The following is a 20,633-nucleotide window of genomic DNA, read 5'->3' as shown; positions in this document are numbered from 1 at the left end:
GTCTGTGAAGGTCCAGTCATGAAGCTCGCCATCCTTGTCTCCCTCCCGGTATTGGCTGCACTGCTCCCGTCCTGCACGCCTCTGAGCGACCAGCCGGCGATGCGTGCGGAGCGGGTCATGTACGAATGGCACGACGACTACGGCCCGGGGAAAGTGAAGGTGAACATCGACCTCGGCGAACAGCGGGCGACCTACACCCGCGGCGGACGACCGATCGGCTGGTCCTATGTGGCGACCGGCATTGAAGGCCGCAGGACTCCGTCCGGCACCTTCCGCATTTCCGAGAAGATCGTGGACAAGTACTCGAACCGCTACGGCTGGATCGAGGACGAGTTCGGCAATGTCGTGAACGGCGATGCGACTCCCGGCACCCGCGTCCCGCCGGGCTGCACCTACGTCGCGGCCCCGATGCCCTACTGGATGCGCCTCACCGACTGGGGCATCGGCATGCACGCCGGCCTGATCCCCGAGCCCGGCGAGCCTGCCTCCCACGGCTGCATCCGCCTGCCCAAGCCTTTTGCCCCGATGCTTTTCGAAGCCGTCGACGTCGGCACCCCGGTCCACATCACCCACTGATCTCGGGTACCGCACGCGCTCGTCACAAGGCGCTTTCCACTGGTTCGTAGTTCCCCGTTTACGGGGTCCGCGGAGCACGGAGCACGGAGCTAAGAGCAGGGAGCCAAGCACGGACCGCGCGAGCCCACTCGCGCCCCGCCACGTTGCAACGTTCGCCAAGACTCGACGCCGCCATCCAAAACCCCCTCCTTCGCGACCTTGGCACCTTGGCGGCTCCATCCACAGCAAACGGAAATCGCCCACGCCCTCCCGCTCCGGAAAATCCCTGTCACAATCTCCAATCCGGGCCACAATGCTTTTCCATGAAAGCGTTACTTTGCCTCATCGTCGGCCTGACCCTCCCCGTGATGGCCGCCGACACCGACAAACTCAAAGCCTACCCCGCGCCCGAAGACGGCATGTCCCGCCATGTCATCGACCTTCCGGCGCGGGAGAACGAGGACGATGCCAAGGTCCAGATCATCGTCGGCAAGACGGTCGAAACCGACGGCGTCAACCGCAACTTCTTCGGCGGTGCGCTGGAGCAGCGGACCATCAAAGGCTGGGGCTACAACTACCACATCCTGCCGGTCCTCGGCCCCATGGCGAGCACCCGCATGGCCGCCCCTCCCGGCGCGCCCAAGGTCGAGAAGTTCGTCCCGGTCGGAGGCGAGCCTTACCTGATCCGCTACAACAGCAAGCTGCCGGTGGTCGTTTACGTGCCCGACGGCTGCGAGGTCCGCTACAGGATCTGGAGCGCACCCGCCGATGCCGAACCGGTGCCGGAAGGCTAACAGCCCCTGCGTTGCCAATCTGAAACCGCGAATGGACGGCGATGCACGCGAATGGGAAGAGGTAAGAAGCCCGATCCCGCTCGCCGACTTGCGTCGAATACCAGCACACCGGTCGACCCGAGGCATTTCTGCCCAACCCCATTGGAATTCGCGTCCATTCGTGTGCATTCGCGGTTCTTCACCTCTCTCGTGATGCTCGCTTGCCAACGGCGCCCCCTGCGTTAGGCAAGGGACGCCATGCGTGAAAAGAAGCGACCCTTCCTCGGCCGGCTCGGTGTCGCGCTGCTCGGGCTCCTGATGCTCGTCAGCGGCGCCTATGTCTTCGGCGCCATCTACTTCGACGGACCGCTCGGCACCCCGGCGTCCGCCGGCAACATCGTATTGGCCATCCTTTGGGCGGTGTTGCTGCTGGCGGCCCTCGTTCTGTTCCGGGGCCTCAAACGCCGGCTGCTGGTGTTCGCCTTCGCCTCGGCGCTGGTGCTGGTTCCATGGAGTTTCAAGAAGCCGTCGAACGACCGCGACTGGCGTCCGGAGTTCCGGCAAACCGGATGGGTTGAGGTAAAGGGTGACGAGATCGTCTTCCACAACATCCGTAACTTCGACTACGCGGAGGACGGATCGGAAATCGAACGCTGGGAAACGCGCACCCACCACCTTTCGAAACTCGAGGGTCTCGACTACTTCCACGATGCCTTTGGCGGCGACCTGCTCGCACACCCGATTCTCTCGTTCGACTTTGGCGACGAAGGCCACCTCTGCCTTTCCATCGAGACACGGCGTGAAACCACCGAAGAGTTCTCCACCTTTGGCGGGCTCTTCAAGATGTTCGAACTCCAGTACATCTTCGGCACCGAGGAGGACTTCATCCGCGTCCGCACCAACGTCCGCAACGAACCGGTCTACCTTTACCGCACCCGCGCCACCCAGGCGAAGGCGGCCGAGGTGCTCCTCGAGTCGATCGGCGTGCAGAACGAGCTCGTCGAAAAGCCGCGCTTCTACAACGTCATCACTTCGAACTGCACCACCAGCCTCCGCGCCCAGACACCCGCCGAGGAGCGTGAGAAGTTCGACTGGCGGATGCTGGTCAACGGCAGGCTCGACGAATACGTCCACGAAAAGGGCGCCATCGTCGACGAAGGCATGTCGTTCGAAGAACTCCGTCCGCTCTGCTTCATCAACGAAGTCGCCCAGAAGTCGCCCGGCGGCCCGGAGTATTCCGCCGCCGTCCGAGCCGACCGACCCGGCTTCCGCGAGCCCGCCCCGAGTTCCCGGTGACCCCCATGGACCGCGAGCTTTAGCTCGCTGGTCCGGTCCGGCGAAGCGAGCTGAAGCTCGCGGTCCATCCCCGACCCGCCCCCCCGGAGCCAACCTGATTTCCTCCTCCCCTCCATCGCACCACAACTTCCTTGCGTTCGGTGCCTTCCGCGGTTTCCCAACAACACCCTGCCGTTCCGGAACATTGTAGAGGACAACAGCCATCCCCTTCCTCACCCCTTTGCGACTTCGCGCCTTTGCGGTTCTACCTCCTTTCATCACCCCCGGATTTTTCCATTTTCGCCGTTCCGTAATCCCCCTCCTGCCCTAAACCTCACCCATGCGAAATCTTCTGTGGATTCTCCCCTGCGCGCTCCTTGCCGCCTCCTGTGGCGAAAAGAAGGCGCCTGCCGCCTCAGGCGGATCCGCCCCCTCGGTCCCGCCTCTGGAAGATCCCCACACGCTCGCCAAGTCCTCGGAGTGCATCGAATGCCACAAGGACGCCCACGAAGGTTGGAAGAACTCCCACCACGCGCTCGCCCACCGGAACATCGGCGCGCCGGTCGATGCCGAAGCCTTCGCCGACCGCAAGGTCACCGAAGGCGATGCCGAGTGGGATTTCACCGGCGGCGAAGCGGATCCGATCATCCGCTGGGAAGATAAGAAGGCCGAAGGCGCTGAAGTGATCGAAGGCGAACCGCCGATGGCCATCGGCCTGACCCCGCTGGTCCAGTACCTCCTCGCCCGCGGCGACGGCCGCTACCAGGTGCCGGACATGGCATGGGATCCGGAAAAGAAGGAATGGTTCAGCGTGTACGACGACCAGAACCGGCGGCCCGACGAATGGGGTCACTGGACCCAGCGCGGCATGAACTGGAACTCGCAGTGCGCATGGTGCCACTTCACCGGTCTGCGCAAGAACCACGACACCGAAGCCGACACCTACAAGACGAACTGGGTCGAGCAGGGCGTCGGCTGCGCCCAGTGCCACGGCCCCACACGGCCGGACCACAAGAGCGGCGAGTGCATGGTCGACCCGCAGCAGAAGTTCACCAAGCAGCAGTGGACCGACTCGTGCGCCACCTGCCACGCGCGACGCGAGGAGTTCGATGAGAAGTTCATCACCGGCCGCTCGTTCTTCGACCACTACTCGCTCGCCCTGCCGAGCCAGCCCGGCCTCTGGCATCCCGACGGCCAGCAGATCGACGAGGTCTACAAATACAACTCCCTGCTCATGTCGCGCATGGGTCACAAAGGCATCGGCTGCACCGACTGCCACGACCCGCACGCCGCCGACCCGCTCGGCGGTGACGTCGCGGTCCGCTCGAATGCGCTCTGCATGACCTGCCACGCCGCCGGTGCGAACGAAGCGACGGTCATCGATCCCGCCAAGCACACCTTCCATGACCTCGGAACACCCGGAGCGAGTTGCGTCGACTGCCACATGCCGAAGCGCAACTACATGCAGCGCGACCCCCGCAGCGACCACCGTTTCCCGCGACCCGACCCGCTCCTGACGAAGGAACTCGGCACGCCGAACGCCTGCAACAACTGCCATGAAGACAAGGGACTCGATTGGCAGATCGAGTGGACGCACAAGTGGTACGGCGAGGACATGAACGCCGTCTCGCGCCAGCGCACCCGCGCGATCCACGCCGCCCAGAACGGCAAGACCGGCTCCCTCGACCTGCTCATCGACGCCTGCGAGAAGGAAGAGATCGATGCCTGGCGCGCGACCATGCTGCGCCTGATGGAACCATGGGCGAATGACAGCCGTGTCGTGCGCCTGACCAACAAGGCGGCCGACGACGGTGGCCCGCTCGCCCGCTCCGCCGCCGCGATGCTCATCGCCCGCCGCGGCGAGCCCGGAGCACTGCTCGAAAAGCTGCTCAACGATCCGCTGAAGTCGGTCCGCGCCGAAGCCGCCTGGACCGCGCTCGAGCAGTTGCCTTCCGACCACCCGGCGGTGAAGGAGATCACCGAGATCGCCAGGCACCAGGCCGACCAACCGGGAGGAGCCATGCGGATGGCGCGTCTCGCGATGGTCCGCAACGACATCGCCGAAGCCGAAAAGTGGTTCATGCGCGCCGCCGATTGGGACCGCACCTCACCCGCACCGCGTCGCGACCTCGCCGTCTTCCTCGGAGGTATCGGCCGCACCGCGGAGTCCGTGAAGTGGCTCGAAGACGCCGCCAAACTCGCCCCCGGCAACGCCGAGATCCCCTACCTCGCCGCCCTCGGCTACGCCGAAATCGGTGACACCCTGAAGGCCGAAGCCCGGCTCGGCGACGCCGTGCGTATCGATCCCAACTACGCCCGTGCCTGGTACAACCTCGGACTCCTCTACGCCGGCCAGAACCGCACCGAAGACGCCATCAAGGCCCTGCTCCGAGCCGAGAACGCCGACCCCAGCGGCTCCGACGCACCCTACGCCCGAGCCACCATCCACCTCCGCCTCGGCCAGATCGACGAAGCCCGCGCCGCCGCCGCCGAAGCCCTGCGCCGCAATCCCAATCACCCCCAAGCCGCCCAACTCCTCCAACAACTCGGAGGCTGAACCAGCGGAGAGCGGAGAGCGGAGAGCTCGGGGCCGGGGGTCAGGAGGCAGGAGCCAGGGGTCAGAATGGAGCGCCGGTTATGAAACCGGCATCTTTGGTGAGGTCAAGTCGGTCGCAGGTCGCAGGTCGCAGGTCGCAGGTCGCAGGTCGCAGGTCGCAGGTCGCGGGTCGCGGGTCGCGGGTCGCGGGTCGCGGGTCGCGGGTGGGCGGGATGCGGGATGCGGGATGCGGGATGCGGGATGCGGGATGCGGGATGCGGGATGCGGGATGCCAATAGCCCCGAAGGGGCGACGGCATTTAGCCACGGGGTTCACCCCGTGGATTCGGAGTGGTTGCTGATTCGGAGCCCCGGAGGGGCGCAGGCGGACATGGCTTCATCCCAGAAACCTCGTCTCATGCCGGATCTCCCGGACCTCCAAGACTTCTCAGATCAAGGCGCAGCCTTGATTCATTCCAAACGCTTCGCACTTCGAGTGCGACTTCAACAACTGAGCCGTTCCCGGAACCGAGAACGAGAACGAGAACGAGAACGAGAACGAGAACGAGAACGAGAGGCACACCGCCTCAAAAAGCCCCATCGGGGCTTCATCTCATAGCCCAGGGTAAGCGAAGCGCACCCTGGGTCATCCACCTTCCCGGCGCAGCCCCACTTCTCAGATCAAGGCGCAGCCTTGATTCGCTCCAGACTCCTCGCTCCCTGCTCCAAGCTCTCCGCTCTCATCAAGCGGACTCGTCACTCCGAACCCGTTCGAACCCGCAGCCACGTGCAGGTAGATCTCGGTCGTGGTGATGTCCTCATGCCCGAGCAGTTCCTGAATCGTTCGCAGGTCGGCACCGCCTTCCAACAGGTGCGTCGCGAACGAATGGCGCAACGCATGGCTCGTCACCCGTTTCTCGATTCCCGCATCGACCGCCGCCCGCCGGACCGCATCGCCATACACCTTGGCGAGAAGGTGATGCCGCCGCCGCACACCCGCGTTCGGATCCATCGATGTCTGCTTCGCCGGAAACAACCAAAACCACTCGAAGCTCTCCGCCGCCCGGCGGAACTTCCGCCCAAGCGCACCCGGGATATGGACTCCCGCCAACCCCGCCTCGCGATCCCGGCGCCAGATCTCCCGCGCTGCCTCAATTTGCGCGGCCACCGCTTTCAGCAGACTCTTCGGCAAAATCGTACACCGGTCCTTGTCGCCCTTCCCCTGGCGCACCGTCAGCGTCCCACGTTCCAGATCCACATCCTTGATCCGCAAGCGCACCAATTCCGACCGCCGGAGTCCCGCCCCATACTGCAACCGCGCCGGCAATCCGTAGCGCCCGTCCGACTTCCAAGGCGCTTCGAGCTGCTCGAACACCCGGTGAGTCTCGCGTTTGGAAAGAACCACCGGCACGCGCGTCCCCGACTTGCGTAACTTCACCGCGAAAATCGGATTCTCCACCCCGCACACGTGTTTGAAGAAAAACGCGATCGCATTCAGCGCCTGCTTCTGGGTCGAGTAGGCACAGTCTTCGTCATCCACCACCGACGCTAGGAACCGGCTGGCCGTCGCCACCTGCAGCACTTCCCGCTCATCCCCCGCAAACCGGGCATAACGCGCCGCCCACGCCCCGTAGCAACGCTTCGTGGTCAGCGCCAACCCCCGCCGCGCCCCGGCCGAGCGCACCGCCGCCCGGACCCGCTCGGCCAAACTCCGATGGTCCGCATTCGCCTCCTCGCACGCCGCCAGCCACTTCAGATACCAATGCAGGGCCGATTCCCACTGTTCGAGCTGCCACTGCTCACGCGGGCGACCCTCGCGCAGCACCTCCGTCCGCCAGAACGCCTTCGCCGCATCCCGACCGGCATCGAGCTCGTTCCTCAGTCGGAAATTCTCGAACCATTCGAGCACCAGTAGAAAACCGTCACGCTCCCGCTCCGAAAGCCCGCGGAACTCCGAAAGATCCTTCCTCCAACACCAGCGAACCTGCAACGCGCTCATACCACCATGCCTACGGCCACACCGGTTACCGAGTCAACCGGAAAGTGTTCTTGTGAACACTTTCCCTTGCTCATGTGACCGTCCTCCTTCCGTTCCCGGCAGTCGCCACTTGGAGCGCCGTTATGAAACCGACACCTTCCGTGAGGCAAAGCCAGGGGTCAGGGCCGAGGGGCCAGGGGCTGGAAGTGGAGCACCGGTTTTGAAACCGGCATGTTCTGGGAGGCCGAGCCGGTCATCAGTGGTCGGTGGCCAGTGGTCAGAAATGGAGCGCCGGCTATGAAACCGGCATGTTCTGGGAGGCCGAGCCGGTGATCAGTGGTCGGTGGCCAGTGGTCAGAAATGGAACGCCGGTTATGAAACCGGCATGTTCTGGGAGGCCGAGCCGGTGATCAGTGGTCAGAAATGGAACGCCGGTTATGAAACCGGCATGTTCTGGGAGGCGGCGCCACCGAGATCGCAAGGCACACCTGTTCAAAAAGCCCCATCGGGGCTTCATCCTATAGCCCGGGGTAAGCGTAGCGCACCCCGGGTCATCCATCTTCCGGCACCGCCGCACTTCTCAGATCAAGGCGCAGCCTTGATTCGTATCCCCACCCGTCAGCCCCACCCCAAGGGTCAGATTCCCCCCTGCCCGGGCCGAGTGATATCCAGCCAGACCGAAACTCACGATCCTCACCCTCTGAATCAATCGGATATCACCCTTCCCATTCAGGAATTCCTTGCAACTACAGGACATCCAGCTTCACCCTCCCAACTAACGCCTCCCGGATATCAACCCTCGGGAGGGTATGAATAAATACTGTTCGCCAATAAAATGAAGTATCTCAGCCCAGATGAGATCCGAGGCTTGAAAGAGAGTGGCTACGATCCCGTCCTTCTTGAAGCACGCGCGGATAGCGAACGCTGGGAGGCAGTAAACGGATTAAGAGAGAAGATCGAATCTGCGTTTGCAGGGGTCACACTAGGGGATGGAATAGGACTCATGGAGGGGCGAGGACTCGATGATTACGAAGACGCCGATGTTCTAGCCCAGCTGCATGCCCAAGATGAGCGCATAGACTGGCATCGCTTTTCCTCCGAAACTCTGCTCTCCTACCAGAGTAGCATCAGCTTCACAGATGCCGAGGGCATGCGTTTCCATCTTCCGGCCTGGATGTTTGCCGAATTGCGTGATGACGGAATCGCTGGACTGATTGGGTCGCTTTGTCGTATCTCTCCGCACAATGAGCAGCAGTTCTCGTTGCTTTCACCGGAACAGCGATCCGTTGTCCGGGATTTCCTTGAGTTCATGCGGGACGATCCAGATTACACGCATGAGCGAGCCGAGATTGATGCAGCGATCAAACACATTTGGAGCCAATTGCCACCGCAATAAAATCAAGGCGAACAAGGCGGTGGACTCAACGACCACCCGCCGTCACGCCGCATGCTTGGTCGCTGCGCTCCCGGCATGCGTCGCGCCGTCGGGCAGTCGTGAGTCACCTTGAACGTTCGATTCAGAATGAGATTCCTCATTGCGATTGGGGCCTTGACGTTAGCTTCCTGCGACAAGCACAGCGACGCTATCAAGCAATCGCCGGAGCATCAGGAGGCTCCTTGGGATGAATCCCACCCGTTAGCGTCGCTGTTTTCGTCAGGCGAGGCCATCTACATTGCGCCGGCTGATTCGATTGCCGAGCTTCTTGAGGCGAACGATCTTTTCACGTTTGTCTCTCGGCAGGGACAACTCGCCGGTATGGATTCCGATACAGCGATCATATTTCGATCTGACGGAACCGTAACGCTGTCCGAGATGGGAATGGGCTCGAACGACTATTCGGGAAAGGTGGTCATACAGCCTGACGGCATCATTGATCTCCATCTGCCCCGATACCCAGGTAAGTGGCCGTCAATGAGATTTGAGCGGGTTGGCGACTCCTGTTTTCTCCACCGCGTAGACGGCAAGACGGGGTTCGTTTTTGGCGGGCGATCTGGAGCAGTCACTTCGGGGGACATGAATCCATTCTGGCCTTTCGCACTGCTTGACCACGAGTTCCCGCGCCGGCTGCAACCCAAAGATCAATAATCGAACAAGCCGAAGCAGGGCGACCCCTCACAGCGGCCTTGTCGAATTTCCGCTCAGGTGGTTCCATCAGCTAAGGAGAATCGGGGCCGCCGCCATGAGGGTCGGGGCCGCCTGTTCTCTGACGTTCTGCTGAATATTTCAGAATGAAGCATGCTCTAGCTATTTTCTTCGCTGTCTTGGCGCTACTTGCAATGGTGGATGCGAAGCCGAAGGCTGAGAAGAAGGGCGTTACTTTTTTCGAGCTTGAGTTTCAAGAGAAGCGAGAAGCTATCCGCATCTACAAGATCAAAGGAACGAAGGAGCTCAATCCCACCAATTCTGATCGTATCCGCCGAGCATTTGATGCCAAGGAGCTCGAGCCGCCTGAGCTACTCGATGTGCTTGTCGACTACTTTGCAGTTCGTATTGATGGAGAGCTCCTGTTTGTCGTCGAGATGGAGCATCGGGGCTTTACGGTTTTCCCTGCCAAGGAGTCTGAAGGAGGCATTGAACGACCCATTGCTGGGGCGAGATTACTCGGGAAGCTCCCGAACGTTAAGGATCTTCTGAAGCGTGATTTTCGAGAAGGTGAACCTAAGGATCGGGACAAATGAATGCAGAACAAGTCGGAGATGGCGACACCTTACAGCGGCCTTGTCGAAAATCCGATTTGATGGTTCGTTAGCCTTAATCAGGAAGGGGTGCCGATTTCAGTTCACCGGTGCCGCCATTCCTCTGACGTTCGCTAAAGAAATGTTACCAGGTGTTCCAACGGGCATATTTGCGAGCATCGCCCGATCATCGAAACTTGGTGATCTGCCCGCTATCGTTGCGAGCATCCTCCTTCCGTCCCTCGCGGTCTCCATCTGGATCTCATGGCGAGGAGGGTTGGCGGGCCGAGGTCTCGGGAGGACTTGCACGGAAGCATGGGGTGCATCGCTGCTTTGTGGCTGGGTTTGTGTCTATTTGGTATTGGCCGACTTCCGGAGGACTTCGGACATCATCCTGTCTATCCCGATTGCGGGACTGGTCGCAGGCCTCGGGAGCCTGATTCCTGCTTTCGGCTTTGCACTGATCGGGTATGCTTTCGGCGCCCGGAGGCGGACGTCGATCCACGTCTCGAGGACAGATCCCTCTGAGCACTCTCCCTAGGGCAAACGACAAAGCGAACAAGGCGCTGGTGGACGACCCCTATCAGCGGTTTTGTTGCGTTCTTGCCGCCAGCATCGGAACCTGATTGATTGTCCGTGGCTGCACTGGCGAGGTTACCGGGTCGCCACAGCTTTTACGTTCGCTATCAAAATGAGCCGACCACTTCGGGCAGCGATTCTGGTATGTAGCGTCTTGGGTTTGGTCGCGGCAGTGATCTTCGGGCTGATCCTCCCGAATCGCCCGCTGGACGAGGTCGCAGGTCTTTCGGAATCGACCTTCGATGATGCCGCCCGTGGGGGTTTGCCGCATTCAGCCACAAGGATCATGCGATACACCACCGGGTTCACGGATTCCGCCACATGGACCGCTTACACAGCAGATCGAGCGACGATCGAGAGAGCCAGTGAGGCTCTCACCCGAACGAGAATGGAGGATTGGGCACCGTGGGACCCTCAGCGGGCTCACAGCCTCAACCGACCCGCCCGCGCAGAACGCTTGAACCGTGGTTACTGGGATGTCGACGCCGTAGCCAAGGGCCGCTTTTATTCGTCATTCGACGGCTCGAACGGAGTGCAGGTTCTGATCGACACCGCACGGTGGAGAATCTTTATCCATCAGTTCAGCACCTAACAAAAACAAAGCGAACAAGCCGAAGATGGCGACCCCTCACAGCGGCCTTGTTACGTTTCCGTTCTGGTGGTTACCTACCCCATCGAGAATCGGAGCCCCGCCATGAGGGTCGGGATCGCCATTTCTCTGACGTTCGGCAGAGAATTGCAGACCCGATGAGTGACGATTTGATGTCGAGCGCGTATCGAACTGCCCGAGAGAATCTCAAGGCGGCAGAGTTGGCCACGTTCAAGTCGCTGGATGCCGCGTTCCCATCGGAAGAGTTCGATGCCATCCATCAAGCATCACGGCGCGGAATGCGACTCCGTAGCGAGGCCATAGATCTTGCTCGGAAGGTTTGGGCAGGCTCTATGCAATACGAGAAGGCAGAGGAGATCATTCGCAGCCAGTTCCGAGATTTCCCAGCTCAGACAGTGGATGGTGCGCTGGCTGAAGCATACCAGGAGAACCGATGAAGCAGGCCGCAGTACCCGCAAACGCCGAACAAGCCATGGAAGATCGACGCTTAACCGCCGCCTTGTTGAAAACCGAGCTGGCGGCTCCCAACCTGTCCTTCTCCTCGACCCGCGGCCCTGCGTTCGCGCGTCTTCACTGAGACGTTGTGCCAAAGAATATGACGCGTGATCTCGCAGATCGAGTAAAGCTCGTCAATGAGCCGACCTACTCATTTGGATCCACCGATAATTCGCGGCGCTACGATACGGAGGTCGACCTCACTGATGGATGTCAGCCGTCGTCTATTCACGGTTTGATCATCGATGATCGGCCTACATTGGTAATCGGAGATTCTGGCGGTGCGTCTGGAGTCCATGAGCATTCGCTGCTTCTACTCGAATCACGCGTCTACATTGCGGTCGGGGCGCATATCGTCTGTCTTACCCTCGGGAACCAGGAGCCAGATTGGACGCTTGAGATCGATGACGCCACATGCTTCGGGCTATACTACGCACCAGAGCACGACGCGCTGATCTCCCACGGAGAGCTTGATATTGCGAGATTCAGCCGTAGTGGAGAAGTTCTTTGGTCTGAGGGTGGCGCGGACATATTCAGCGAAGGGGTTTTGTTACATGACGACTGTATCGAGGCCGTGGATTTCAACCACCGGTCATACTTCTTCGATTACGCCACCGGAGAATCAACAAGGCACAACAAGGCGTGGGTGGGCAACCCGCTACCCCGCAGCGAGTCGGAGATTGAGCCGTGACTAGAACCCTTTACCCTGAGTCGGACCGGCGCTCCCGGTAGCGGGTGCCACCACTTCGACGTTGGGCTAGAATTGCGTGAATACCGGCGATGGATGGTGAGAAGCAAGAATGGGACATTCCCGGCTGCGCTGGTGAAGCACGACGTAATACTTGGACCCGGCGCCCTTTCTGGGGTGTTTGGGTGCTGGCCACTCCACTTGCTTGGATTGCTACCGCGGCGTTCACAATCGCCTGCTTCCCAGACCAATCTGGCTTTCAGCTCCTGCCTGATGGCTACGGGTATGCGCTGATCGCTTTGCCGGTATGGGCCCTCGTCTGCATCCTGTTTTCGGCCATTGCTTTGGCTCGGCGGGAACGGCTCGCACGTGCCACCCTGCTTTTGTCAGTGCCGGCTTTGCTCGTTCTCGTCGTCATCGTACTTTGGACTGCAAACCTGATTTGATCGCGCGCCCGAACAAAAAGGCCCAACAAGGCATGGAAGATCGACGCTCAACCGCCGTCTTGTTGAACGCCCCACCGGCGGCTCGCATCGCTCCCATCTCCTCGACGCGCGGCCTTGTGCTCGCGCGTCTTCACTGAGACGTTCGATTCAGAATGAGATTCATCGCTGCAATAGGTGCCTTGGCATTCACTGCATGCGAGAAGCAAAGCGAAGGGCTGCAGCAGCCTGCTGAGGCCCAGGAGGCCCCTTGGGGAGACGACCACCCACTCGGTCCCCTGTTTGCTTCAGGTGATGCTGTGTATGTCGCGCCTGCCGATTCGCTCGGAGAACTCCTTGAATCCAATGAATCGGTGACCTTTCTATCCCGGCAAGGTGAACTCGCCAACATGGACTCGGACACGGCGCTCACTCTTAGGTCGGATGGGACGGTAGTTCTCAGGGAGTCCGGCATCGGATCATTACCATACTCGGGGAAGCTGGTGGTTCGGGCAGATGGCGGAATAGCGCTCGATCTCCAAGGCTATCCCGCGACCTGGCCTCTGATGCGATTCGAGCGCCTCGGCGATACCTGCTATCTTCATCGGGTTGATGGTGAGACAGGATTCATATTCGGCGGGCGAACCGGAGCGGTTACTTCGGCAGACATGAAGCCATTTTGGCCCTTCGCCTTGCTCGACCACGAATTCCAGCCCCAACCCGAATAAGAAACCCAATAATCGAACAAGGCGGCGTAGGTCGACCCTGATCAGCGGCCTTGTTGCGCAGCGAATTGGCGGTTAGCTTCCTCCCAGAAACCAAGGCTGGCCGCCACGACTACCCGGGTCGCCTAGCCTTCAACGTTAGCCATAGAGAATGGGGGGCTCGATCCATGACAACCACCTCGTCGCATACGAAGTGGATAGCCAGGCGAGGAGGATCATTCTTCGGACTGAGTATGCCTACGGGGAGGAGCCGTTTGAGTCGACCGAAGTGATCTTTGGCGGCGTGCTCGACCATCATTTCCGGAATCCTCGAATGCCCGCGATCATCTTTGATGTGATCGAGATTGATCCGCGCGTGATCATCGAGCGCGACAAGTGCTTGATCGACAGCGGACACAAGATCGGCGGATGGCCGTCATTCTGGCGGGATACCGTCGACGCGATGGTGGATGCGATTGCTTCGGCAGGCTGCAAGATGTTCGAGATTTCGTCCTCCTACGGGCTGGATGGCTGGGTTGCCGCTGAGTCGTGCGAGTTCAGGCAAGGCAGCAAATCCCAAGGCTAACAAGGCACGGCTGCCGACCCTAATCAGCGGCCTTGTCGCAGACCGTTTAGGGGGCTAGAAACTGGCCAATGAATCACGCTGGCCGCCATGAGGGTCGGGTCGGCAGCGCTTCAACGTTAGCTCAAGAAAATGGCGGTCGAGTACCAATACGCGAACAAAGAACAGCTTCTCGCTGCCATGCGTGAAGAGTTCGCGTTCCTCGAATCTGAATATGGTTACACTGAACTTGTTGAGCGCCCGGAACGCTACATCAACCCCTATTCGGTTCTATATCGCAAATCGCCTGTAGAGGTTCTCGTCGAGGGAATTAGCTACGGGAGCGGCACGTCGATCATGTTTCGGATCAGGGAGGATCTCAGCCAGCCGCCACAAGATGATTTCTGTGTTTCGTGGATTACCACGATCAGACGCCCGGATTTGCAGGAGTGGCAGTTTCCCGACAAGCGAGGTCAACTCCTCCAACTACCTAGACTGGCGAACGAGCTACGGGCAGTTGCTGACGATCTGCTCCGCGGAGATTTGTCTATCCTCCCCCAAGTCCGGGATGCCATCGCGAAAGCACGAAAGGAAGGAGAGGCTGCTGAGCGAGTTCGGCAGTTTCGCCGCGCGGAGGTTCGATCGCAGGAGGCTTTTCGGAGTGGCGATTACCAACGCGTAATTGAAGAGCTGGAACCCCATCGAGATCTGCTGAATCCGCCATCTCGCAAGCGTCTTGAGATCGCCAAATCGAGAACGTAACAATGAGCTAACAAGGCGGCGCTGACCAACCCGCTACCGCCGTGGAGTCGAAAGCTGAATGAACGCTACATCCCTTAAACACGAGTCGGAGGGGCGCTGCCCGTAGCGGGTGGCAGGCCTTTGACGTTCGCCCTAAAACAAAATGCCTCCGCAACGACTGCTTATCGCTGCCTGTGTCGTTCTCGCAAGCTGCAGCACTGTCTCCGAGCAGACATCAGAGGAAGCACCGACCGAGGGAAGTAGTGGCGACAGAAGCCATCAATACACGACCTATGTAAACCCGCGATTCGGATTCAGACTCTCGTATCCTGCCTCACTACACGCGAGCCCCGAACCTACGAATGGTGCTGGGAGGACATTCACTTCGAGCGATGGCGATTTTAGCGTCTCTGCGCAGGCCCATTTCCTCCAGAACGGCGACGATTTGGACTCGCTCTGGAATGACGCCCGCCGCGATGCAGGATCCTCAGTGAACTACTCACTGAAGCGCCCGACCTTTTTCGTCATTTCCGGATCGGACGCTGGCCGAGAGTATTATCGCAAAGTCTTCACCCGAGGGGGCAACTGGGTGAGGTTCGACATTCTCTACCCATCTTCGAAGCGTTCTCTTTACGACCCCGTCGTCGAGCGGATCGAACGAGATTTTGTTCCATTTCTACCGGGTGACTACGACCGCGCACCGTAATCCAAACAAGGCGAACAAGCCGCAGCACCACAACCGCCTGACCCGCTCCGAGTCGGATTCTCACCGTGATTAGAACCCTCAACCCACAGTCAACGCGCGGCTGCCGTCAGGCGGTTGGTGTGCTATGACGTTCGCCAATAAAATGAAGTATCTCAGCCCAGATGAGATCCGAGGCTTGAAAGAGAGTGGCTACGATCCCGTCCTTCTTGAAGCACGCGCGGATAGCGAACGCTGGGAGGCAGTAAACGGATTAAGAGAGAAGATCGAATCTGCGTTTGCAGGGGTCACACTAGGGGATGGAATAGGACTCATGGAGGGGCGAGGACTCGATGATTACGAAGACGCCGATGTTCTAGCCCAGCTGCATGCCCAAGATGAGCGCATAGACTGGCATCGCTTTTCCTCCGAAACTCTGCTCTCCTACCAGAGTAGCATCAGCTTCACAGATGCCGAGGGCATGCGTTTCCATCTTCCGGCCTGGATGTTTGCCGAATTGCGTGATGACGGAATCGCTGGACTGATTGGGTCGCTTTGTCGTATCTCTCCGCACAATGAGCAGCAGTTCTCGTTGCTTTCACCGGAACAGCGATCCGTTGTCCGGGATTTCCTTGAGTTCATGCGGGACGATCCAGATTACACGCATGAGCGAGCCGAGATTGATGCAGCGATCAAACACATTTGGAGCCAATTGCCACCGCAATAAAATCAAGGCGAACAAGGCGGTGGACTCAACGACCACCCGCCGTCACGCCGCATGCTTGGTCGCTGCGCTCCCGGCATGCGTCGCGCCGTCGGGCAGTCGTGAGTCACCTTGAACGTTCGCTGAAGAGATGTTCTGGAACGGCTTTCGTAACCCTTTGACCGTCGCTTTACTTCTGCAGTTTGCGGTGATCTGCGGAGGGACGCTGATCACCATGGCCATGCTCAAAGTTCATGGCTACCCGGATGCCCCTCATTACATCTGGAATCCGGTTTCAGTGTTCATCAGGAGCTGGGGTTGGTGGGCGATCCTGATTCCGCCCATCTGGCTAGGCGTTCTACTTTGGCGGGGGGCCGATCTAGATGGCCTTCGTGCTGCAATCATCGCCTCGATTGTCGTGGTCGCGTTGATTGCATTCTATTGGTGGACGGCAGCAACCGCTGGGGCGTTCTATTGGACGGCGGGCCGTTGAGGTGTCGGACAATAGACGAAGCGAACAAGCTACTGGAGGGCGACCCCTATCAGCGGCCGTGTTGCGCGCTTGCCGCCACCTTTGGGTGCTGATTGATTGCTCGCAGCGCTCCCGGTGCGGTTACCGGGGTCGCCTCAGTTTTGACGTTCTGCTGAAATGGATGAGCAACCAGCTGTCATTTGTGGTGCGCTCGTCACCGATTTGCGAGGGTGAGCCAGACGCCATCGTGGACTTCGAGATCGATTCCGAGTCCGTTTGGCAGCGTATGAGGCGGCTGGAGCCCCAGCTGATGGCGAGTCCACAAGCGAGCAACCCTGATGGAACATTTGTTGGTGTTTCCGCCTGGATTGTCCGTGGGCGTGAGGATGCCTATCGCACTGGCCACCATCCCGGATACCGAGGGCGCTGGGCTGGCCTACTACCGCTCTTGGCGTGCAGCGACTGCGGTTGGGAGGGCTGCGGCGGGATCTGGACACGAATATTCGTTGGACCGAAGAGGGTGTTCTGGTCCGGGCTAGGCTTCTCCGGCGCTGGAGAGGGATTTAAACCTGTCTATGATCCGACCACGTTCGTCTTCGATCGCAGTGACTACGATGCTACCTTCACGGCGCTCTTGGAGCGTATCCGCTTGGCGGAGTCCGCAGCCGAATAGTCAAAGCAGAACAAGGCGGTGGAGGATCGACGCCGATCAGCGCCCGTGTTGAATCGGAGTCGCCAGACGCGGCCGGATCTGATTGATTCCTACCGGGCGCGGCTTGCGCGTCTCACCTTCAACGTTCGCCAGAAAATGAAGAGCTATCGCGATGCGATCACGGCGGTTTTTGGCAGCGGCCTTATGTTCGGTGCTTTTGGATTCGTCGTCGGATTTCTCCTTGGGAAGTTTCTCCCCGACTATTACCGGACCGTCTTCTCCTCGGGATCGGATCCTGACTTCAACGCAGTTGCAGTCGGAATCGGACAGGGGGTGACGCAAGGCTTCGCGGCGGGGATTGTTGTTGGCATCGTGATCGTGCTGATCAAGGCCTTCGTGGGGCGAGATAGGCCTGGAACAAATGCCACGGACGACTGACACCGGAATCATGAAAGGCGAGCAAGCCATGGAAGATCGACGCTTAACCGCAGTCTTCCATGAGAAGGCAGTCAACTGGGAATTGAGGTTTGCCTCAACATTCGTTCTGGAGTGTTAGGATTGGAAGATGTCCCCCCGCTCCCCGGGGGGACGGGAGGGGCGAAGCCCCCGGATGGGGGTTTGGGGGGGAACCGAGTGTGGTCGAGCTGACCCCAGCTCGGCGGGGTGCGGGGCGGCAGCCCCGTGTCGTTACCGAGCGAGTGCTGCTGCGGCGGTCACGGAATGAAACAAGGCTCCGGGCTTCCATTCGCATTTGTCCGGCCCGCTTCCGTTTGGGGCCGGGTGCATGATTCGATCCTTGCTTCGTTGTTCTCATGGAGAGGGGTGGGACGCTGCCATCTTGTTAGCGCACTCGGGGCCTCTCGGCCTGGTGCTGCCGCGGTGCCGCAGTCGTCCCGAATCTGTTGGGAAGTCGTTTCATCGTGGGAAAAGGGTCGCCGTGCGCGGCGGGTCAGGCCGCTTCGGCGGGTTGTCCGGAATGGTGGAAGGGATCGTAGTCGAGTTCTCCGCGCCAGAGGGTGAGCATCAGGACCGCCAGCTTGCGGGCGACAGCGACGACGGCTTTCTTCTTCGCCCTGGGGCCACCCATGGCGGCAAGTTTCTCCCCGTGGCGTCTGAGCTCGCAGTCGATGCCGAAGTGACCGAGCAAGTATTGTGCGCAACCGATGAGCAGGCGTCTGAGGTAGGCGTTGCCGGCTTTGGAGATGCGCAGTTGCTTGTCGATGTCTCCGGACTGCTCGCGCCGCGGCACAAGTCCGAGGTAGGCGGCGACGTTGCGGTTGGAGGTGAAGCGTTCCGGATCACCGACGACGAGGACGAAGGTCAGGGCGGTGATGGGGCCGACTCCACGAATCTTCATGAGCCGGGCCGTGGCGGGATAGCGTGCGCAGGTCTCCTCGATGGACTTGTCGAGGCGATTGATGCCGGCGTTTAGCGAATCAAGGACCTCCAGTGAGGGTTCGATCATGGCGAGGATCTCCGCGTGTTCTCCGGCCAGGAACTCGCGGCAGCGTCTCGCCACGGCGGGTGTGCTGGATTTCGGAACGCGGATGCCGAGACTCTTGAGGGTCATGCGCACCGAGTTGAGGATGTCGACTCGGCGGGCAACGAGATTGTCACGCAACTTGACCTGAAGGAGGTCGCGCTGCGCCTGCTCGCTACCATGCTCGATGGGGTGGAGCAGCTCGCGGTCGGCGCGTGCGAGGCGGGCGAGCATGCGGGCGTCGTGGCGGTCGGACTTGCGGGTGTTGGCGTAGATGGCGCGAAGCTTGCGCGGGTTGGCGACGATGACCTCGTGACCACGCGAGGCGAGGAAGCGGCTCGTCCACGGACTGTGGGTTCCGACCTCCATGGCGATGGTGGCACCGGGGTGTTTTTCGGAGAGCCTGCGCAGTGACTCGCGATGGTTGGTGATCGTGCGCTCGTCGAGGATCGTGGCTGAGGCGTCGAGCGCGCAGATCGAGTGCTTCCGGTCTCCGAGGTCGATTCCGATGATGGTGGTCGATGATGTGGTATTCATGGCAGCAAGAGCTTACCCTTCTGGCGCTTCCGCGCCCTGCTGCCTTCTCATCTAATCTTGTTGAACAACGTGTTCGCGGCTACGTGAAGACCGAATCCGGAGTCGCACGTACGCTCTAACACTTGAATGCCAGCGCAACGATGAACCTCCGCTCAGTCACCCTCTCCGCCCTGCTCCTCACAACCATTTCGGTCGGTGCCTACTTCCTCGGGAGGTATTCGAGGAACGAAGAAATCCGGGAACTGGAATCCGGGCTGGAATCACTCAAGGACCGGCACCAAGTGCTCCGCGAGCAGTTCGAGAGCCACAACGGCATGAGTTGGGAAAAGCTCGAGTCGATGGATCCGATCACCCGGAAGCACATGATCATGCAGATCTGGTATTCGAGCCAGGCGGCTGGCGACTACTATCTGGGCCGCGAGATGGGACACGAGTGGAGCTCGCGATGGATCCGGAACAACCCGTTGTTCATCCTCGAAGAGCAGACAGACGTCATGGCCGCGTTCCTGAAGGAGTTGAGGGAGTTGGAGAGAGACAATCCTTATCCACAGAAGTATCCGACCGAAGAGACCCGTGATCCGCGGGACGGGTCCCGAATCTACTGGGAAGATTTTCTTGAGTCCGGAGATCCGGAGAACCCCCGGAGGATTTGGTATGGAAAGAGCCGGAACAGTGGGAAATGGATGGCCTTTGAATACGAAACGGGAGTTTTCGAACCCGAGGGCGAGTTGCTGAAGAAGATCTCCCGAGCCGACGAACCACCGGACGAAAACGACGATGTGGACCCGTTCGAACTGTCGGACTGAACCGAACCATCACCCTCGCAGCACCCGCGATTTTCCCGATCATCTGCGGGACCGCGCCTCTGGGCGCGAGCACCTTCAACCTGCGACACCCCTGCAAGAAAGATGCTGATCCGAACGGCTACGAGGCAGGACATGGAGTCCGTGCGTGATATCTACTTGTCCGCTCTCGATGCGGGCGAGCGGGAGTCTATTTCACAACTTGCGGTCGACCTCCTCACACAAGACACCGCCGCGCCGGCTCTCTCGTGGATTGCGGAAGCCGACGGTATCGCGGTCGGCCACATCGCGTTCAGTCCGGTAACGGTCAAGGGGAGCGCGGAGCGCATCGGTTTCATTCTGGCGCCGCTTGCCGTCAGGCCCTCCCACCAGAAGCGCGGGATCGGATCCGAGCTAATCCGCCGGGGTATCGATCGATTGTCAGAAGCCGGACCCGACATCCTGTTGGTGTATGGAGACCCCGGTTACTACGGGAGGTTCGGTTTCGATACCAGCTCCGCCGAGTCCTACATTCCTCCATATCCCCTCACCTACCCCTTTGGCTGGCAGGCGAGGCCGCTGGGAGATTGGACGCCGCCCGCGAGTGCCCTCAGGATCGAATGCGCCGCTCCCCTGAACGAGCCGGCTCTCTGGTGATCCGACATCGCGGATCCAGATTCCATTCTCCTGGCATTGCTTGAGAAAGGCGCGGGGCTCAGGAGCTGTAAACGG

22 protein-coding genes are annotated in these 20,633 nt (G+C 60.3%); 20 read left to right on the top strand and 2 right to left on the bottom strand.

Going from position 1 to position 20,633, the window contains the following annotated elements; all coding sequences use genetic code 11:
- Nucleotides 1-18: 18 nt before the first annotated feature.
- The 4 genes from HAHE_RS13010 to HAHE_RS12995 all read left to right on the top strand — a co-directional run bounded on the left by HAHE_RS13010 (nt 19) and on the right by HAHE_RS12995 (nt 5,160).
- The gene (locus HAHE_RS13010) at nt 19-576 is read left to right on the top strand and encodes a L,D-transpeptidase family protein (protein WP_338685021.1); all 558 of its coding nucleotides are present in this window, start codon (nt 19-21) and stop codon (nt 574-576) included.
- Nucleotides 577-878: 302 nt separating this feature from the next.
- Nucleotides 879-1,349: an ecotin family protein gene (locus HAHE_RS13005; RefSeq protein WP_338685020.1), complete on the top strand. Its 471-nt coding sequence runs from the start codon at nt 879-881 to the stop codon at nt 1,347-1,349.
- Nucleotides 1,350-1,586: 237 nt separating this feature from the next.
- On the top strand, nt 1,587-2,624 hold the full coding sequence (locus HAHE_RS13000; protein ID WP_338685019.1) for a DUF4105 domain-containing protein: 1,038 nt from the start codon (nt 1,587-1,589) through the stop codon (nt 2,622-2,624).
- Nucleotides 2,625-2,943: 319 nt separating this feature from the next.
- Entirely contained in the window at nt 2,944-5,160 is a 2,217-nt protein-coding gene (locus HAHE_RS12995; RefSeq protein WP_338685018.1) for an ammonia-forming cytochrome c nitrite reductase subunit c552, read from the top strand.
- Nucleotides 5,161-5,814: 654 nt separating this feature from the next.
- Here HAHE_RS12995 and HAHE_RS12990 read toward each other — a convergent pair.
- Nucleotides 5,815-7,137: an integron integrase gene (locus HAHE_RS12990; RefSeq protein ID WP_338685016.1), complete on the bottom strand. Its 1,323-nt coding sequence runs from the start codon at nt 7,135-7,137 to the stop codon at nt 5,815-5,817.
- An 814-nt stretch (nt 7,138-7,951) separates the two neighbouring features.
- Here HAHE_RS12990 and HAHE_RS12985 point away from each other — a divergent pair.
- The 14 genes from HAHE_RS12985 to HAHE_RS12920 all read left to right on the top strand — a co-directional run bounded on the left by HAHE_RS12985 (nt 7,952) and on the right by HAHE_RS12920 (nt 17,540).
- Complete coding sequence (locus tag HAHE_RS12985) at nt 7,952-8,512, top strand: DUF6714 family protein (protein WP_338685005.1); 561 nt, start codon at nt 7,952-7,954, stop codon at nt 8,510-8,512.
- Between the two features lie 126 nt (nt 8,513-8,638).
- Nucleotides 8,639-9,202 (top strand): hypothetical protein, encoded by a 564-nt coding sequence (locus HAHE_RS12980; RefSeq protein WP_338684825.1) that lies wholly within the window; start codon nt 8,639-8,641, stop codon nt 9,200-9,202.
- A gap of 143 nt (nt 9,203-9,345) precedes the next feature.
- The gene (locus HAHE_RS12975; RefSeq protein ID WP_338684808.1) at nt 9,346-9,795 is read left to right on the top strand and encodes a hypothetical protein; all 450 of its coding nucleotides are present in this window, start codon (nt 9,346-9,348) and stop codon (nt 9,793-9,795) included.
- Nucleotides 9,796-10,828: 1,033 nt separating this feature from the next.
- Entirely contained in the window at nt 10,829-10,963 is a 135-nt protein-coding gene (locus tag HAHE_RS12970; RefSeq protein WP_338685015.1) for a hypothetical protein, read from the top strand.
- Nucleotides 10,964-11,118: 155 nt separating this feature from the next.
- Nucleotides 11,119-11,418, top strand: coding sequence for a hypothetical protein (locus tag HAHE_RS12965; RefSeq protein ID WP_338685014.1), 300 nt, complete (start codon nt 11,119-11,121; stop codon nt 11,416-11,418).
- Nucleotides 11,415-11,558: a hypothetical protein gene (locus tag HAHE_RS12960; protein ID WP_338685013.1), complete on the top strand. Its 144-nt coding sequence runs from the start codon at nt 11,415-11,417 to the stop codon at nt 11,556-11,558. The genes HAHE_RS12965 and HAHE_RS12960 overlap by 4 nt, the downstream gene beginning before the upstream one ends.
- Before the next feature lie 18 nt (nt 11,559-11,576).
- A complete protein-coding gene (locus HAHE_RS12955) occupies nt 11,577-12,167 on the top strand; it encodes a hypothetical protein (RefSeq protein WP_338685012.1) in 591 nt (196 codons plus the stop codon).
- Between the two features lie 89 nt (nt 12,168-12,256).
- Entirely contained in the window at nt 12,257-12,610 is a 354-nt protein-coding gene (locus HAHE_RS12950) for a hypothetical protein (protein ID WP_338685010.1), read from the top strand.
- A 152-nt stretch (nt 12,611-12,762) separates the two neighbouring features.
- Nucleotides 12,763-13,314: a hypothetical protein gene (locus HAHE_RS12945; protein WP_338685008.1), complete on the top strand. Its 552-nt coding sequence runs from the start codon at nt 12,763-12,765 to the stop codon at nt 13,312-13,314.
- 148 nt (nt 13,315-13,462) lie between these two features.
- A complete protein-coding gene (locus tag HAHE_RS12940; protein ID WP_338685007.1) occupies nt 13,463-13,876 on the top strand; it encodes a hypothetical protein in 414 nt (137 codons plus the stop codon).
- Nucleotides 13,877-14,005: 129 nt separating this feature from the next.
- Nucleotides 14,006-14,614, top strand: coding sequence for a hypothetical protein (locus HAHE_RS12935; RefSeq protein ID WP_338685006.1), 609 nt, complete (start codon nt 14,006-14,008; stop codon nt 14,612-14,614).
- An 827-nt stretch (nt 14,615-15,441) separates the two neighbouring features.
- Entirely contained in the window at nt 15,442-16,002 is a 561-nt protein-coding gene (locus HAHE_RS12930; protein WP_338685005.1) for a DUF6714 family protein, read from the top strand.
- 127 nt (nt 16,003-16,129) lie between these two features.
- Nucleotides 16,130-16,471, top strand: coding sequence for a hypothetical protein (locus HAHE_RS12925; RefSeq protein WP_338684816.1), 342 nt, complete (start codon nt 16,130-16,132; stop codon nt 16,469-16,471).
- Between the two features lie 787 nt (nt 16,472-17,258).
- Nucleotides 17,259-17,540, top strand: a complete 282-nt coding sequence (locus tag HAHE_RS12920; protein WP_338685004.1) for a hypothetical protein — start codon at nt 17,259-17,261, stop codon at nt 17,538-17,540.
- A gap of 511 nt (nt 17,541-18,051) precedes the next feature.
- On the opposite strand, the gene HAHE_RS12915 is transcribed toward HAHE_RS12920, so the two are convergent.
- Nucleotides 18,052-19,119 carry an IS110 family transposase gene (locus tag HAHE_RS12915; RefSeq protein WP_338684835.1) on the bottom strand — a complete coding sequence of 356 codons (1,068 nt, stop codon included), beginning with the start codon at nt 19,117-19,119 and terminating at the stop codon, nt 18,052-18,054.
- 140 nt (nt 19,120-19,259) lie between these two features.
- Here HAHE_RS12915 and HAHE_RS12910 point away from each other — a divergent pair, with 140 nt between their 5' ends.
- Entirely contained in the window at nt 19,260-19,925 is a 666-nt protein-coding gene (locus HAHE_RS12910; RefSeq protein WP_338685003.1) for a hypothetical protein, read from the top strand.
- A gap of 102 nt (nt 19,926-20,027) precedes the next feature.
- Nucleotides 20,028-20,558 (top strand): N-acetyltransferase, encoded by a 531-nt coding sequence (locus tag HAHE_RS12905; RefSeq protein WP_338685002.1) that lies wholly within the window; start codon nt 20,028-20,030, stop codon nt 20,556-20,558.
- Nucleotides 20,559-20,633: the final 75 nt, after the last annotated feature.

The sequence above is a fragment of the Haloferula helveola genome, from assembly GCF_037076345.1.
GTDB classification, from domain to species: domain Bacteria; phylum Verrucomicrobiota; class Verrucomicrobiia; order Verrucomicrobiales; family Akkermansiaceae; genus Haloferula; species Haloferula helveola.
This window is presented reverse-complemented; position numbering and strand designations above follow the sequence as displayed.

Coding starts and splice junctions, on each gene's coding strand:
- HAHE_RS12945 (WP_338685008.1), top strand. CDS start 12,763: ATGAGATTCATCGCTGCAATAGGTGCCTTGGCATTCACTGCATGCGAG.
- HAHE_RS12925 (WP_338684816.1), top strand. CDS start 16,130: ATGTTCTGGAACGGCTTTCGTAACCCTTTGACCGTCGCTTTACTTCTG.
- HAHE_RS13010 (WP_338685021.1), top strand. CDS start 19: ATGAAGCTCGCCATCCTTGTCTCCCTCCCGGTATTGGCTGCACTGCTC.
- HAHE_RS12965 (WP_338685014.1), top strand. CDS start 11,119: ATGAGTGACGATTTGATGTCGAGCGCGTATCGAACTGCCCGAGAGAAT.
- HAHE_RS12990 (WP_338685016.1), bottom strand. CDS start 7,137: ATGAGCGCGTTGCAGGTTCGCTGGTGTTGGAGGAAGGATCTTTCGGAG.
- HAHE_RS12985 (WP_338685005.1), top strand. CDS start 7,952: ATGAAGTATCTCAGCCCAGATGAGATCCGAGGCTTGAAAGAGAGTGGC.
- HAHE_RS12920 (WP_338685004.1), top strand. CDS start 17,259: ATGAAGAGCTATCGCGATGCGATCACGGCGGTTTTTGGCAGCGGCCTT.
- HAHE_RS12930 (WP_338685005.1), top strand. CDS start 15,442: ATGAAGTATCTCAGCCCAGATGAGATCCGAGGCTTGAAAGAGAGTGGC.
- HAHE_RS12955 (WP_338685012.1), top strand. CDS start 11,577: ATGACGCGTGATCTCGCAGATCGAGTAAAGCTCGTCAATGAGCCGACC.
- HAHE_RS12960 (WP_338685013.1), top strand. CDS start 11,415: ATGAAGCAGGCCGCAGTACCCGCAAACGCCGAACAAGCCATGGAAGAT.
- HAHE_RS12950 (WP_338685010.1), top strand. CDS start 12,257: ATGGATGGTGAGAAGCAAGAATGGGACATTCCCGGCTGCGCTGGTGAA.
- HAHE_RS13005 (WP_338685020.1), top strand. CDS start 879: ATGAAAGCGTTACTTTGCCTCATCGTCGGCCTGACCCTCCCCGTGATG.
- HAHE_RS12905 (WP_338685002.1), top strand. CDS start 20,028: ATGCTGATCCGAACGGCTACGAGGCAGGACATGGAGTCCGTGCGTGAT.
- HAHE_RS12975 (WP_338684808.1), top strand. CDS start 9,346: ATGAAGCATGCTCTAGCTATTTTCTTCGCTGTCTTGGCGCTACTTGCA.
- HAHE_RS12935 (WP_338685006.1), top strand. CDS start 14,006: ATGGCGGTCGAGTACCAATACGCGAACAAAGAACAGCTTCTCGCTGCC.
- HAHE_RS12915 (WP_338684835.1), bottom strand. CDS start 19,119: ATGAATACCACATCATCGACCACCATCATCGGAATCGACCTCGGAGAC.
- HAHE_RS13000 (WP_338685019.1), top strand. CDS start 1,587: ATGCGTGAAAAGAAGCGACCCTTCCTCGGCCGGCTCGGTGTCGCGCTG.
- HAHE_RS12940 (WP_338685007.1), top strand. CDS start 13,463: ATGGGGGGCTCGATCCATGACAACCACCTCGTCGCATACGAAGTGGAT.
- HAHE_RS12995 (WP_338685018.1), top strand. CDS start 2,944: ATGCGAAATCTTCTGTGGATTCTCCCCTGCGCGCTCCTTGCCGCCTCC.
- HAHE_RS12980 (WP_338684825.1), top strand. CDS start 8,639: ATGAGATTCCTCATTGCGATTGGGGCCTTGACGTTAGCTTCCTGCGAC.
- HAHE_RS12910 (WP_338685003.1), top strand. CDS start 19,260: ATGAACCTCCGCTCAGTCACCCTCTCCGCCCTGCTCCTCACAACCATT.